The sequence below is a fragment of the Streptomyces sp. NPDC041135 genome, assembly GCF_055592085.1.
Genome location: NZ_JBVIYZ010000006.1, coordinates 398,071 through 410,950 on the forward strand (window position 1 = coordinate 398,071; position 12,880 = coordinate 410,950).

Genomic DNA, 12,880 nt, shown 5'->3' on the forward strand with positions numbered 1-12,880 from the left:
GCACCGCGGCATTTCACTGTGCATGACCCCGCACCGCGCACAGTGCCGACCGTGCACCGTGCCGGGCACACACCGTGCCGAGCGTGCTGAGAGCAGGGGGCGTTACCTGCTGCCGAGCGTCAGGACGCGAGGACCTCGTCAAGCAGGGCCTCGGCCTTGTCCTCGTTCGTGTTCTCCGCGAGGGCCAGCTCGCTCACCAGGATCTGGCGAGCCTTGGCGAGCATGCGCTTCTCACCGGCGGACAGTCCGCGCTCGCGCTCACGACGCCACAGGTCACGCACGACTTCCGCGACCTTGATGACATCGCCGGAGGCGAGCTTCTCCAGGTTTGCCTTGTAGCGACGCGACCAGTTCGTGGGCTCCTCGGCGTACGGCGCGCGCAGCACCTCGAAGACCCGGTCCAGCCCGTCCTGACCGACCACATCACGCACGCCGACGAACTCCGCATTGTCCGCTGGCACACGTACCGTCAGGTCACCCTGGGCGACCTTCAGCACCAAGTAGGTCTTGTCCACGCCTTTGATCTGGCGAGTTTCGATGGCCTCGATCAGCGCGGCCCCGTGATGGGGATAGACCACGGTGTCGCCAACCTTGAACGTCATGTGACAGGTACCCCTTCCGTGGCTATCCAGGGTAACACGGATACGGCGTCTTCTGAATGGCGTTTTCGCAGGTCAGGGCATATCTCGGGGCTTGACAACAGCGACACGAACGTGCTTCGCGGGCCTCCCGGAAGCAGGTATTCGCAGGTCGGAGCGGCTCTCCGGGCGGAGTGAAACGCGGCCGTCACACCCGGGCGGAGTCGCCCACGAGTGGCCGAACGTCCCGATATGTCTGGTCCCAAGCGTACGACTTCCGCTACTCCGTTCGGTGACCGGAGCGGACTGCGACACGTTTCCTTAATTGATCACCGGTGGGCAGGCGGGCGGCCCGTGATCGATATTCGAGGCCGCCGCGCATTCTCGTGCGGAAAATGTGCGGACCGCCGCGGGCGGTGTTCACCGGGGCTTGGGGGTGCCTTATGTGAATGGCGGACGAAGGCCGGGCCGAAGTGGTCCGGGAGGCTCTTGTCGGCATCCGGGTGCCCCCTGCATGAGGGAAGCCCGGCGCTCGGGGGAGGGTCGGGTGCGGTGCCGCGGGAACGGCTCGGTAACCTGAGGCCGCTGACAGACACTTAGGGCGGCTTTATAAGGAGGTCGCCCGCGCGTTCAAGGAGTTGCCGCCGCCGTGAGCAGCAGCCTTCGACGCGGCGCCCTCGCCGCCTCGGTTATCGCCTTCTCGATCGCCTCGCTCGCCGCGTGCGGCGCCGGAAACCACGCCCAGACCCTCCAGGTCAAGCCGGACAACGCCGCCGCCAGCGTCGGTGACATCAAGGTCCAGAACGCGATCGTGGTGACCCAGCCCGACCTCCAGTCCACGGGTCCGGCGGTGATCTCCGCGACCATCTTCAACGGCGGCACCACCGACCAGACGCTGCGGTCGATCAGCGTCGCCGGCACCGGCAAGACCGCCAAGCTGCACCCGGTCAAGGGCCAGTCCATGACCGTCCCGGCCGGCGGCTCGCTGATCCTCGGCGGCAAGGACAACGCCTCCGCCGTGCTGGAGAGCAGCCGCGAGGCGGTCCAGGACGGCAACGCCCAGAAGATCACCTTCAGCTTCAGCAAGACCGGTGACGTGAGCCTGCGCGCCTTCGTCGTCCCGGCCGAGAGCTACTTCGCCAGCTGGGGCCCCAGCGACGTCCCGTCCGCCTCGGCCTCCGCCTCCACGGGCGCTGCGCCGGGTGCCACCGCGTCGGCCGGTGCCAAGCCGTCCCGCAGCGGCGGCGCGTCGGCGACCTCCAGCCCCGCCGGCTCGACGCCGAGCGACTCCGCCTCGCAGTCGGCGGCCGATCACTGACCGGCGGCCACTGAGCAGCGGCCGCTGAACGGCGGCCGCTAGCGGCGGTCGCTGAGCTGCCGTACCCCATGCGCGTACGCCGGAGGGCGGCACCCCGCACGGGGTGCCGCCCTCCGGCGTGACCCGCCGGCCCGTCGGGCGGACTCGCCCGGCCCCGGCCCGCCGGCCGGCCTACGGCTCGAACTTGTAGCCGAGCCCGCGGACCGTCACCAGGTAGCGCGGAGCGCCCGGGTCCGGCTCGATCTTGGCGCGCAGCCGCTTGACGTGCACGTCCAGGGTCTTGGTGTCCCCGACGTAGTCGGCGCCCCACACCCGGTCGATCAGCTGCATCCGGGTCAGCACCCGGCCGGCGTTGCGCAGCAGCATCTCCAGCAGGTCGAACTCCTTCAGGGGGAGGTCGACCTTCGCGCCGGACACCGTCACCACGTGGCGGTCGACGTCCATGCGGACCGGGCCCGCCTCCAGGGCGGCCGGGGTGACCTCCTCGGGCTCCCCGCGGCGGCGCAGGACGGCCCGGATGCGGGCCACCAGCTCGCGCGAGGAGAACGGCTTGGTGACGTAGTCGTCGGCACCTATCTCCAGACCGACGACCTTGTCGATCTCGCTGTCCTTCGCGGTCACCATGATCACGGGGACGTTGGAGCGGCCGCGCAGCTGACGGCACACCTCCGTACCGGGCAGACCCGGCAGCATCAGGTCGAGGAGGACGAGGTCGGCGCCGTTGCGCTCGAACTCGTCGAGTCCGTCGGGGCCGGTCGCCGCCACGGCGACCTCGAAGCCCTCCTTGCGGAGCATGTACGACAGGGCGTCGGAGAAGGACTCCTCGTCCTCGACGACGAGCACTCGGGTCACGGAAGGACCTCCGGGGCGGGAAGCGGTTCGTACGGGGATGACTCGGTGGAGCGCCCGGCCTCGTCATCGAGGTCGGGATGCTGCTGAGCGCGGTCGCGGGCCGCCCCCGCCTCCGGCAGCCGGACGGTGAACGTGGAGCCCTGGCCTTCGGCGCTCCACACCGTGACCTCCCCGCCGTGCGAGGCGATCACGTGCTTGACGATGGCGAGCCCCAGACCGGTGCCGCCGGTGGCCCGGGAGCGGGCCGGGTCGACGCGGTAGAAGCGCTCGAAGATGCGCTCCTTGTCCTTGTCGGAGATGCCGATGCCCTGGTCGGTGACGGCCAGCTCGATCATCTCACCGCCGGGCGCGCCCACCCGGCGGGCCGCTATGCCGACGCGGGTGCGGGCCGGGGAGTAGTTCACCGCGTTCTCGACCAGGTTGCCGATGGCGGCGGCCAGCTGGCCGCGGTTGCCCCAGACGTGCAGGTCGGCCAGGTCGGCCCGGTGGCCGCCGACGCCCTCCGACGCCAGTTCCTCGGCGGACGGGTCGCCGGCGGACAGTCCGTCGAAGGACAGCTGGGCGGACCGTCCCCCGGGGTCCTGGATCGAGGCGGCCATGGTGATCTGCTTGGTGCCGGCCTGGTGGCGGCAGCGGTCGATGGCCTCCGCGACGAGTTCGTCCACCCGGACCGGTTCGGCGTCCTCCAGGGGGTCGTCGTTCTGCACCCGGGAGAGGTCGATGAGCTCCTGCACCAGGTTGGTCAGGCGGGTGGCCTCGATCTGCATCCGGCCGGCGAAGCGCTGGACCGCCTCCGGGTCGTCGGAGGCGTCCATGACGGCCTCGGACAGCAGGGAGAGGGCACCGACCGGGGTCTTCAGCTCATGGCTGACGTTCGCGACGAAGTCGCGGCGCACCGCCTCGATCCGGCGGGCCTCGGTGAGGTCCTCCACCAGCAGCAGCACCAGCCGCGAGCCGAGCGGCGCGACCCGCGCGGAGACGGCGAGCGCCTCCCCGCGTCCGGTGCCGCGCCGGGGCAGGTCCAGCTCGACCTGGCGTATCTCCCCGTCCCGCCGGGTGTCCCGGGCCATCTGGAGCATCGGCTCCACGGCGAGCCTGCCGCCGCGCACCAGCCCGAGGGCGTAGGCGGCGGAGCTGGCCTTGACGACCGCGTCGGCCTCGTCCAGGACGACGGCCGACGACCGGAGCACGGAGAGCACGATGTCCACCCCGGGCGGCAGCACGGTGTCGAGGTGCAGGGAGCTGCGCGTCGGGCGTTTCTGCTCCCGCTCGCTCCAGCGGAACGCCAGGACGGCGATCACGCCGGTGAGCACCCCGGCGACCGCCGCCGCTGCGGCGACCGCCGCGTTCACATCCATGCCTCCAGGTTAGGCATGGGCCAGGAGCTGACCACAGCCACCGGAGTGCGACCTCGAACACTCGTCGCCCAGAGTTCACCTGGGAGCCAGTGACGGTTCATTTGCGGTGGCAGAAACGGACGCGTGCGGGGCCGAACGTGGGAGCGTGGGGTGCACGCCGCTGGTCTCGCCACGGGCCCCGGCCCCCCGGAAGCCCCCGAGCACACGTACGAGAGGGAACCCTGATGCGGGACGCGTACCACGAGGAACTGGACTCGATCGGCGACGGTCTGGTGGAGATGGCCCGGCTGGTCGGCTCGGCCATCGGACGCGCCACGACGGCCATCCTCGACACCGACCTGAAGCTGGCCGAGAGCGTGATCGAGGCGGACAAGAAGGTCGACCAGCTCCAGCACGACCTCGAGGCCCGGGCGATCGCCCTGCTGGCCCGCCAGCAGCCGGTCGCCACGGACCTGCGCATCGTCGTCACCTCGCTGCGCATGTCGGCCGACCTGGAGCGCTCCGGCGACCTCGCCCAGCACGTGGCCAAGCTCGCCCGGCTGCGCTTCCCCGAGCGCGCGGTGCCGTACGACCTGCACGCCACCATCCTGGAGATGGGCCAGCTCGCGCAGCGCCTGATGGCGAAGGCCGCGGAGGTCATCGTCACCAAGGACGTCGACCTGGCGCTCCAGCTGGAGCAGGACGACGACGAGATGGACCTGCTGCACCGCACCCTCTTCCAGCACCTGATCGACGACCGCTGGAAGCACGGCATCGAGACCGCCGTCGACGTCACCCTGCTCGGCCGCTACTACGAGCGCTACGCCGACCACGCCGTCGCCGTCGCCAAGCGCGTCGTCTACCTGGTCACCGGGGAGCACGCGGACGTCCTCCAGGCGGACATCCAGCCGGTGACGGGGGGCGAGGGCGCGTAGCCCTGCCGGGGGGGGTGCGGGGGCGGCGGCCGCCCACGGCGTCCCGGGGTGGCGTGGGCGGTAGTGGCCCGCGGTGCCGGTGTGCCGTGGGCGGTGGTGGCGTGCGGCGGGCGGCAGCGCACTCGCCCCTGTGCGCCGCCGATGCGCCGTTGCCGCGCCCGGTGGAGCGGGCATGGAATAGGCACGCAAAGGGCACAGGCCCTACGCCTCGAGGAGGGACCCATGGCCGAATCCCCCGCCGACACGCCCGACCCCACCCAGCACCGCGACTCCGAGCAGCCCACCGAGATCAGGCACCTGCCGCTCGTCGCCGCCTGCGGCTGCGGCTCCGGCTGCGGCTGCGGGTGCCAGTCGGGCGCTCCTTGCCAGTGCGGCTGACCACCCGACGTACCGACCGCGAAGGGCCCCGGCCCACACCGGGGCCCTTCGCCTCGTCCGGCGCCGGTGCGGGTGCCCGTACAGGCACCGGTTGGTGGCCGTCGTCCGGGGGGCGCAGCATGGAAGGGACGGACGGACGGACCAGCCGAGGAGATGCGTGGCCATGGCCAAGTTCATGGATGTCCACCACGGGATGAAGGGCATCACCGCCGACCAGCTGATGCAGGCGCACCAGGCCGACCTCGCCATCGAGGGCGAGGAGAACGTCCACTTCGAGCAGGCCTGGGCGGACCCGGAGTCCGGCACGGTCTACTGCCTGTCGGAGGCACCCTCCGCCGACGCGGTCCAGCGCATCCACGAGCGCGCCGGGCACCGCGCGGACGAGGTGCATCCGGTACCCCTGAAGGCGTGACGGCCACCGCCGCACCGCACGACACCGACACCCGCACCCGGCGTACGCGTCGGGTGTGCGTGGCGTACTCCTGACGGAGACCTCCGTCCGCTGCGCAGCAACCCCGGGACGTTCCCGTTGGTCCGGGATACGCCATCGGCGCCCCGAAGCCGCGTCCAGGACCGACTGCCACCGTTCGACACGGCAGGTGCGGCGGAAGCGGGCCCCGTGGCGCTCCCAACGACCCGGGACACCGCAGGGTGCTCCCCCGAGTTCGGCGGCACCATGGCGGACTGACCCACCCGCCCCGGTCACGCCCCGCCCCGACCAGGCCTCCTGCTCAGTCCGGCTTGCTCAACAGGTGCGGGGCGTGGGCGCGTACCGCCTCCAGCACCTGCCTGCGCGAGGGGTTCACCATCGCGCGGCCGGCGACGGTCACGGTGGGCACGGTCTCGTTCCCGTCGGCGACCGACCGGACGAACGCCGCGGCGTCCGGGTCCCGCCAGATGTTCACCTTGGTGTACTCCAGCCCCGTGAGGCGGAGTTGGGTGAGCAGCTTCACGCAGTAGGGGCACAGGGGCCGCCAGTACACGACCATCCCCCCGGCGTCCCCCGCCGTCTCCGTCCCCTCGGTCACCGCTGCCCCCTCGCCCACGCCGCCGTACCCGCCAGGGGCAGGCTAGACGTAGCCGGGCCGAGCGCGGGTACCTGGTACGGATGATTCGCGCTGTGATCCTCGACGTGGGCGAGTGCCTCGCGGACGACACCCCCGGGCACGGCACGGAGCCCGGCCTCTACCCGGACGTCCGCGACGCGCTGGCCGCCCTGCGCGCGGACGGACTCTGGCTCGGCATCACGGGCACCCGGACCGCCCGCGCCCGACGCGCGTTGCGCGAAACCCTGACGAACGACGTCGACCTCATCGACACCACCGACGACGGCACCCCCGCGAAGCCCGACCCCGCGTTCTTCCACCGCATCGCGTCCGTGGTCCCCGCCGAGACCACCGAGATGCTCTACGTCGGCCCCCGCATCGACGACGACATCCACCCGGCCGCGGCAGCAGGCATGCACACAGCCCTGATCCGCCGCCCCCCAACTCCCCTCCCCCACCCCGACCCGCCCCACGTCACCAACCCCCCGACCCTGCACGCCGAAAGCCTGCTGGAACTGTCGGGCCTGATAGCCCAGCTGAACGGGTCGGTCTGACAACGGTTCGGGGTTTCTCCAGGTCTCGCCTGAACGGCCGTGAACGTAGCTGAATGAGACGGAAACTGAGACGGGCCCGAGGGGGCTGGCTGATGTCTCTGGGTGCTCATGCGGAAGGGCAGCTATGGAGAGCGCAACCATGTCGGCTGTGATCGCGGCTGTCGCAGCGGTGGTCGGGGGCCTCTTGACCGCGTTCGCTACACGGTCCGTGGAGCGGCTACGGCTGCGGGCAAGTCTGCTGGAGAAAGCTCAGGAGCGGCGTCTGGCCGGCGTCGAGGGCTTCATGTTGGCCACGAGCCTGTGGATGGACTGGCTCACGTACATCCAGGAGACAGGCTGGACAGACAAGCAGGAGGAACTGAACCGCCGCGTTCGGGCCCGCGACGAAGCGTATCGGCGGTTGTTGCTGTTGGCTTCGGATGAGCTGTATCGGTGGTTGAAGGACGTCTACCTGCCCGCGGAGCACCTGGTGCGGCAGACCTACGTGAGTCAACTGCGCAGTGGCATGGAGATCGACGAGCAGGCGCTGACCGCTCGACGGGCGTTCAACGCCATGCTGAGAGATGACCTCGTAGATAAGGTGCGCCCGGAGATCCACAAGCTGCGTGAGCCTCTTGTGTGAGCCTTAGGCCTAGCTCAACGGGCCTTGGCTCTGAGCTTTGGGAAAGTTGGGTTCTACGGGGCCAATGGGCTTGCTGGCCTGCTGCGGAGCGGACTCATGACCTGAGGGCGTGCTGGATGGCTGACCGCCTCTCCCTGTGGTTCCCCGCACTTCTGGCACGGGCTTGGCACCAGGGCATGTTCGGGGGGTGAGTCAGCAGTGCCGCAGATCCGACCGCCGGAGCCGAGGCCGGTGGAGGTGGTCAGCGAGTGGGTCTAGGGGTTCCTGGACGGCTTGGGCACTGGCCCGGCTGTGCCCACTGGCCGACCGCAGCGAGCTGGGTTGAGCCGCTACTCAAGCCACCGCATCGTCGCCCAGACTGGCTTCTATGACGTCGTTGCTGGCCTTATTAGCGGCTCCGGTCGGGGCCGTGCTGACCACTCTGATCGGCGTTCTCGTTGGGAGCCTCGTCAGCAGAAGAGCGCAAGATCGCCATTGGATCAGGGAACAGCAGGCGGCAGCGTGCGTCCGCGTACTGCGGGAATCATCCTCAGTGCTTGTAGACCTCAGCGACATGGACCGCAATCGGCCTGACGACATCCCGCAAGGCGTGTTGGCCCCGACGACAGTCGACTGGCGCCCCTGGGGCGAGGCCCTCGGCAGCGTCAATCTCGTTACCAAGAGGGACATTGCAGCAGCCGCGCACGCCATTGACGAGCAGATCTGGCGGTTTCACATTGCCATTCGGCGGGGTCTGACTCCCGATGAGAACTGGATGGAGCTCAGAGGAAGAGTCGTTGCCGCACAGGGGCACTTCATAGCCGTCGCTCGTCGGCATCTCTCGCTCACCGGAGAACCCCTCCAGCGCCTCGACGGCCGCCCCGCACCGGACGACCCGATCTGGCAGACGGGGCGACTCTAGAGCCTGGCCTGAGCTATGTGGCCGTGCGTGCGCCTCGATGCGAACTGCTTGCAGCAAGGTCGCTGAGGTCTGACGCACTGATCGGCTTGTCTGTCAGAGCGACCGGCGATTGGTGCCAGTCGCCACGGTCGCTGTACCGGGTACGGCGCCGGAGGCGGACGCCTGAACGGGTCTTCGCCGGCGAGAACGGCATGCACGCCCTCCGCCACTTCTACGCCTTGGTGCTCCTGGACGCCGGAGAGAACATCAAGGCCCTCGCCGAGTACCTCGGCCACTCGGACCCGGGTCTGACCCTCCGGGTGTACGCACACCCCATGCCGTCCAGCCAGGAGCGCACCCGAAAAGCTGTGGCTGCCGTCTTCGAGGCTGCATACGCTCCCGTTCGCTGAGGCAGGAGGGCGAGATGTCCGACGAAGAGTCCGAGTACTACACGCTGCTCTGCGACGACCCGTCCCATGAGGTGGTCCTCGTCGACTGTGGACCCCGCGAGATGGATGTGATCCTCGCAGTGCGCAAGGTGACCGGGCAGAGCTTGTGGCACAGCCGGGTTCTGGCGCGCCAAGCACCCGTCACCCTTCGCAAAGGGCCGTCTGCCTACAGGGCCCAGTCCGCTGTCGCTGTGCTCCAGAGCGCCGGCGCCAGAGCGGAGTGGAGACAGGAGCCGGAACCCGGAGAGCGCGCGGCCCCATCGCCCTGACGGTCCAAAGACGGCCCAGAGGCAGCGAAAAGCCCCCTCCCAGCGGAGAACCGCAGGTAGGGGGCCTTCACGTGGGCGCTTACTTCTTCTTGCCCTGGTTCTTGACCGCCTCGATCGCGGCCGCTGCCGCTGCCGGGTCGAGGTAGGTGCCGCCGGGGGTCACCGGGGTGAAGTCGGCGTTGAGGTCGTAGTGGAGGGGGATGCCGGTGGGGATGTTGAGGCCGGCGATGTCGGCGTCGGAGATGCCGTCGAGGTGCTTGACGAGGGCGCGCAGGCTGTTGCCGTGGGCGGCGACGAGGACCGTGCGGCCGGTCAGGAGGTCGGGGACGATCGCGTCGTACCAGTACGGCAGCATGCGCGCGACGACGTCCTTCAGGCACTCCGTGCGCGGGCGCAGCTCCGGCGGGATCGACGCGTAGCGCGGGTCGTCCGACTGGGAGAACTCCGAGCCGTCCTCGAGGGGCGGCGGCGGGGTGTCGTACGAGCGGCGCCAGAGCATGAACTGCTCCTCGCCGAACTCGGCCAGCGTCTGCGCCTTGTCCTTGCCCTGGAGGGCGCCGTAGTGGCGCTCGTTCAGGCGCCACGAGCGGTGCACCGGGATCCAGTGGCGGTCGGCGGCCTCGAGGGCCAGCTGTGCCGTGCGGATCGCGCGCTTCTGGAGGGACGTGTGGACCACGTCGGGGAGGAGGTCGGCGTCCTTCAGGAGTTCGCCACCGCGGACCGCCTCCTTCTCGCCCTTCTCGTTGAGGTTGACGTCCACCCAGCCGGTGAACAGGTTCTTCGCGTTCCACTCGCTCTCGCCGTGGCGGAGGAGGATCAGCTTGTACGGTGCGTCGGCCATGGGACAGAGCGTAATCCACGCTTTCGGCAGCTCGCCCGACCTGCCCGGACCTCGGACAACCGCCCGCATCTGTTAATCGGGTGGCTCCGTTGAGCGGCCTTCAGGTAAGTTGCGCAGGCAGCAAGAGCCGCTTACATCACCGGGGGTCCGCACCGCATGTCCGTCGCCAGTCTCAGAGGTGCCGCCCGCGACAGCGTCTCCGGCCTTCCCCGTGCGTTCTGGTGGCTGTGGACCAGCACCCTGATCAACCGGCTCGGCGCCTTCGTCGCCACCTTCATGGCGCTCTACCTGACCCTCGACCGCGGCTACTCCGCGTCGTACGCCGGTCTCGTCGCCTCTCTGCACGGGCTCGGCGGGGTGGTCGCCTCCCTCGGCGCCGGGGTGGCGGCCGACCGGTTCGGGCGGCGGCCCACGCTGCTCGTCGCGCAGGTCTCCACCGCCCTGGCCGTGGCCCTGCTCGGCTTCGTGCGCGGCCCGGTCGCCATCGCCGCCGTCGCATTCCTCGTCGGCCTCGCCTCCAACGCCTCCCGGCCGGCCGTGCAGGCGATGATGGCCGACATCGTGCGGCCCGAGGACCGGGTGCGGGCCTTCTCCCTCAACTACTGGGCCATCAACCTCGGGTTCGCCGTCTCCTCAGCGGCCGCCGGATTCATCGCCGGGATCAGCTACCGCGCCGGCTTCCTCGTCGAGGCCGGCATGACGCTGGCCTGCGCGGTCGTCGTCTTCGCCCGGCTGCCCGAGTCCCGGCCGGTGCGGACCGCCGCCGACCCGGTGGGCGGCGTGGGACTCGGGAGCGTCCTGCGCGACCGGCGGTACATGGCCGTCGTCGGCCTGTCCTTCCTCGTCGCCCTCGTCTTCCAGCAGGGTTCGGCCGGCCTCCCGCTGGCCATGGGCTCGTCCGGCTTCTCCCCCGCCGACTACGGCCTCGTCATCGCCCTCAACGGCGTGCTCGTCGTCGTCCTTCAGCTTCCCGTCACCCGGTACATCGAGCACCGCGATCCGCGCACGCTCCTGATCGCCTCGTCCCTGCTCGCCGGGTACGGCCTGGGGCTGACCGCGTTCGCCGGGTCGGTCGGCCTCATCGCGCTCACCGTGTGCGTCTGGACGCTCGCCGAGATCGTCAACGCGCCCACCCAGACCGGGCTCGTCGTCGGCCTCTCCCCCGTGCACGGGCGCGGCCGCTACCAGGGCGTGTACACCCTGTCCTGGTCGGTCGCCGCCCTGGTCGCCCCGCTGATGTCCGGCCTGCTCATCGACCGGTTCGGGGCGCGCTGGCTGTGGGGGACGTGTGCCCTGCTGGGCACGGTGGCCGCCCTCGGTTACGGCGCCCTCATGCGGCGGCGCCCGCCCGGCAGGGAAGCGCCCGGCAGGGAAGCGCCCGGCAGGGAGGCACCCGGCGGGGAGGCATCCGGCAGGGAGGCCGGGGCCGTCGAAGCCGGGGCCGACGCTCCCCCGTCCTCGCCATCGCCCTCCCCCTCGCCATCGCCCTCTGCCTCGGCCTCCGCTCCCGACGCGCGCGCCGGTGTGTGAAGGGCGTCCCGCGCCGGGGCCGACAGGTCGTCGCGGCCGGGGAGCAGCAGCGGGGTGGCGAGCAGCAGGACGCCGGAGACGGTGATCGCGGTGAGCGGGCCGGTGAGGGTGGCGAGGACGCCCCAGAGCGCGACCAGAGCCGCCTGGACCACTCTGCTCCCGGCGCTCCAGGTGCTGAGGACGCGGGCGGCCCGGTCCGCGGGAGTGCGTTGCAGGCGTTCCGTGGCGTGGAGCGGGTTGAAGACGCCCATGCAGGTGATCAGCAGTGCTTCGACGGCGATCACCGTGAGGAGGCCGGGGACGCCGGGGCGGACGAGGGCGAGGCCGAGCGGGAAGACCGAGCGCAGCCGTCCGGAGACGGCCATGACCCGGTACCGGCCGTACCGACGCGCGAGGGGAGCGGAGAGGCGGGCGCCCAGGAGGCCGCCGAGGGCCGGGATGCCGAAGGCGAGTCCGTACTGCCAGGCGGGGAAGCCGTACTCGCCGAGCAGGAGCACGGCCAGAAGCGGGACGGTCGCCGTGATCAGGCCGCTGACCAGGACCGAGTTGAGGAACAGCCGCCGCAGGACGCGGTCGTGGCGGATGAACCGCGCGCCGGTGAGCAGACCGGCCGCGCGCGAGGTGGTGGCCGGGTCGCGTGGTGCGGCGATGTCGCCGCCGCGGATGCGGAGGACCGTGAGCGCGGACAGCAGGTAGCTCACCGCGTCGGCCAGGACGGTGACGACCGGGCCGCACAGCCCGACGAGCGCGCCGCCGAGCGGTGGGCCGGCCGCGGTCGCCACCCAGCTCGTCCCCTCGAACCGCCCGTTCGCGGCGAGGAGGTGCTCGCGTGGCACCAGGTGTTTCACATAGGCGCCGGACGCGGCGGTGAAGGCGATGCCCGCGGTCGCGGAGGTGACCTGGACGACCAGCAACTGGCCGTACGACAGCACGCCGAGGACGTACGCCACCGGGACGCTCGCCATCGCGAGGAACCGCGCCAGGTCCATCGCGACCATCACCGGACGCTTGGCCCGGTGCTCGACCCACGGACCGAGCGGGAAGGCGGCGACCGCCGCGACGGCGAGCCCGGCCGCGTCCAGGAGCGACACCGCGAAGGCCGGCGAGTGCAGCACGCGGACCGCGAGGAGCGGCAACGCCCCGAAGGCGATCCACGTGCCGTACGTACTGACGGCGTAGGCCGACCACAGGCGGCCGAAACCGGGCACTCCTCGCACGCGCACCTGCCTCCGCGGGACAACGATCGTTTGGGTGACCGCATCACATCGCCTCACCGCCTGCGGGGGCAAAC

General features: G+C 70.8%; 14 protein-coding genes and 2 pseudogenes. 10 read left to right on the forward strand and 6 right to left on the reverse strand.

Translation table 11 applies throughout. The annotated features are described in order from the left end of the window. Nucleotides 1-119: 119 nt before the first annotated feature. Nucleotides 120-602 (reverse strand): CarD family transcriptional regulator, encoded by a 483-nt coding sequence (locus ACZ6CZ_RS17580; RefSeq protein ID WP_003953493.1) that lies wholly within the window; start codon nt 600-602, stop codon nt 120-122. Nucleotides 603-1,227: 625 nt separating this feature from the next. On the opposite strand from ACZ6CZ_RS17580, the gene ACZ6CZ_RS17585 reads away from it, so the two are divergent. Then, nucleotides 1,228-1,896: a copper chaperone PCu(A)C domain-containing protein gene (locus ACZ6CZ_RS17585; protein WP_469021392.1), complete on the forward strand. Its 669-nt coding sequence runs from the start codon at nt 1,228-1,230 to the stop codon at nt 1,894-1,896. A gap of 171 nt (nt 1,897-2,067) precedes the next feature. On the opposite strand, the gene phoP is transcribed toward ACZ6CZ_RS17585, so the two are convergent. Further along, complete coding sequence (phoP, locus tag ACZ6CZ_RS17590) at nt 2,068-2,739, reverse strand: two-component system response regulator PhoP (protein WP_466134857.1); 672 nt, start codon at nt 2,737-2,739, stop codon at nt 2,068-2,070. A 5-nt stretch (nt 2,740-2,744) separates the two neighbouring features. Continuing rightward, nucleotides 2,745-4,106, reverse strand: coding sequence for a two-component system sensor histidine kinase PhoR (gene phoR, locus ACZ6CZ_RS17595; RefSeq protein ID WP_469021394.1), 1,362 nt, complete (start codon nt 4,104-4,106; stop codon nt 2,745-2,747). A 224-nt stretch (nt 4,107-4,330) separates the two neighbouring features. On the opposite strand from phoR, the gene phoU reads away from it, so the two are divergent. The 3 genes from phoU (at nt 4,331) to ACZ6CZ_RS17610 (ending at nt 5,810) form a co-directional block, all read left to right on the forward strand. Beyond that, on the forward strand, nt 4,331-5,020 hold the full coding sequence (gene phoU / locus ACZ6CZ_RS17600) for a phosphate signaling complex protein PhoU (protein ID WP_469021397.1): 690 nt from the start codon (nt 4,331-4,333) through the stop codon (nt 5,018-5,020). Between the two features lie 222 nt (nt 5,021-5,242). Next, nucleotides 5,243-5,398 carry a hypothetical protein gene (locus ACZ6CZ_RS17605; protein WP_469021400.1) on the forward strand — a complete coding sequence of 52 codons (156 nt, stop codon included), beginning with the start codon at nt 5,243-5,245 and terminating at the stop codon, nt 5,396-5,398. A gap of 163 nt (nt 5,399-5,561) precedes the next feature. Next, the gene (locus ACZ6CZ_RS17610) at nt 5,562-5,810 is read left to right on the forward strand and encodes an SCO4226 family nickel-binding protein (protein WP_469021402.1); all 249 of its coding nucleotides are present in this window, start codon (nt 5,562-5,564) and stop codon (nt 5,808-5,810) included. A 319-nt stretch (nt 5,811-6,129) separates the two neighbouring features. On the opposite strand, the gene ACZ6CZ_RS17615 is transcribed toward ACZ6CZ_RS17610, so the two are convergent. Then, the gene (locus ACZ6CZ_RS17615) at nt 6,130-6,387 is read right to left on the reverse strand and encodes a mycoredoxin (RefSeq protein ID WP_469021666.1); all 258 of its coding nucleotides are present in this window, start codon (nt 6,385-6,387) and stop codon (nt 6,130-6,132) included. A 131-nt stretch (nt 6,388-6,518) separates the two neighbouring features. On the opposite strand from ACZ6CZ_RS17615, the gene ACZ6CZ_RS17620 reads away from it, so the two are divergent. From ACZ6CZ_RS17620 to ACZ6CZ_RS17640, 5 genes and pseudogenes are all read left to right on the forward strand, one after another. After that, the gene (locus tag ACZ6CZ_RS17620; RefSeq protein ID WP_469021405.1) at nt 6,519-6,998 is read left to right on the forward strand and encodes an HAD family hydrolase; all 480 of its coding nucleotides are present in this window, start codon (nt 6,519-6,521) and stop codon (nt 6,996-6,998) included. Between the two features lie 139 nt (nt 6,999-7,137). After that, nucleotides 7,138-7,620 (forward strand): hypothetical protein, encoded by a 483-nt coding sequence (locus tag ACZ6CZ_RS17625; protein WP_469021408.1) that lies wholly within the window; start codon nt 7,138-7,140, stop codon nt 7,618-7,620. Between the two features lie 367 nt (nt 7,621-7,987). Then, on the forward strand, nt 7,988-8,521 hold the full coding sequence (locus tag ACZ6CZ_RS17630; RefSeq protein ID WP_469021410.1) for a hypothetical protein: 534 nt from the start codon (nt 7,988-7,990) through the stop codon (nt 8,519-8,521). Between the two features lie 179 nt (nt 8,522-8,700). Continuing rightward, nucleotides 8,701-8,910, forward strand: a pseudogene (locus tag ACZ6CZ_RS17635) (tyrosine-type recombinase/integrase); the annotation flags it as partial. A gap of 14 nt (nt 8,911-8,924) precedes the next feature. Further along, the gene (locus ACZ6CZ_RS17640; protein ID WP_469021413.1) at nt 8,925-9,218 is read left to right on the forward strand and encodes a ribosomal protein L7/L12; all 294 of its coding nucleotides are present in this window, start codon (nt 8,925-8,927) and stop codon (nt 9,216-9,218) included. A 79-nt stretch (nt 9,219-9,297) separates the two neighbouring features. On the opposite strand, the gene ACZ6CZ_RS17645 is transcribed toward ACZ6CZ_RS17640, so the two are convergent. Then, nucleotides 9,298-10,059, reverse strand: coding sequence for a phosphoglyceromutase (locus tag ACZ6CZ_RS17645; RefSeq protein ID WP_469021414.1), 762 nt, complete (start codon nt 10,057-10,059; stop codon nt 9,298-9,300). 156 nt (nt 10,060-10,215) lie between these two features. Between ACZ6CZ_RS17645 and ACZ6CZ_RS17650 the strand changes: the two genes are divergently transcribed. Beyond that, nucleotides 10,216-11,589, forward strand: coding sequence for an MDR family MFS transporter (locus ACZ6CZ_RS17650; protein WP_469021416.1), 1,374 nt, complete (start codon nt 10,216-10,218; stop codon nt 11,587-11,589). Here ACZ6CZ_RS17650 and ACZ6CZ_RS17655 read toward each other — a convergent pair. Then, nucleotides 11,550-12,812: pseudogene (locus ACZ6CZ_RS17655) on the reverse strand (MFS transporter); the annotation flags it as partial. The gene ACZ6CZ_RS17650 and the pseudogene ACZ6CZ_RS17655 overlap by 40 nt on opposite strands. Nucleotides 12,813-12,880: the final 68 nt, after the last annotated feature.

Coding starts and splice junctions, on each gene's coding strand:
- ACZ6CZ_RS17625 (WP_469021408.1), top strand. CDS start 7,138: ATGTCGGCTGTGATCGCGGCTGTCGCAGCGGTGGTCGGGGGCCTCTTG.
- ACZ6CZ_RS17610 (WP_469021402.1), top strand. CDS start 5,562: ATGGCCAAGTTCATGGATGTCCACCACGGGATGAAGGGCATCACCGCC.
- ACZ6CZ_RS17645 (WP_469021414.1), bottom strand. CDS start 10,059: ATGGCCGACGCACCGTACAAGCTGATCCTCCTCCGCCACGGCGAGAGC.
- ACZ6CZ_RS17605 (WP_469021400.1), top strand. CDS start 5,243: ATGGCCGAATCCCCCGCCGACACGCCCGACCCCACCCAGCACCGCGAC.
- ACZ6CZ_RS17630 (WP_469021410.1), top strand. CDS start 7,988: ATGACGTCGTTGCTGGCCTTATTAGCGGCTCCGGTCGGGGCCGTGCTG.
- phoR (WP_469021394.1), bottom strand. CDS start 4,106: ATGGATGTGAACGCGGCGGTCGCCGCAGCGGCGGCGGTCGCCGGGGTG.
- ACZ6CZ_RS17650 (WP_469021416.1), top strand. CDS start 10,216: ATGTCCGTCGCCAGTCTCAGAGGTGCCGCCCGCGACAGCGTCTCCGGC.
- ACZ6CZ_RS17580 (WP_003953493.1), bottom strand. CDS start 602: ATGACGTTCAAGGTTGGCGACACCGTGGTCTATCCCCATCACGGGGCC.
- ACZ6CZ_RS17640 (WP_469021413.1), top strand. CDS start 8,925: ATGTCCGACGAAGAGTCCGAGTACTACACGCTGCTCTGCGACGACCCG.
- ACZ6CZ_RS17615 (WP_469021666.1), bottom strand. CDS start 6,387: ATGGTCGTGTACTGGCGGCCCCTGTGCCCCTACTGCGTGAAGCTGCTC.
- phoU (WP_469021397.1), top strand. CDS start 4,331: ATGCGGGACGCGTACCACGAGGAACTGGACTCGATCGGCGACGGTCTG.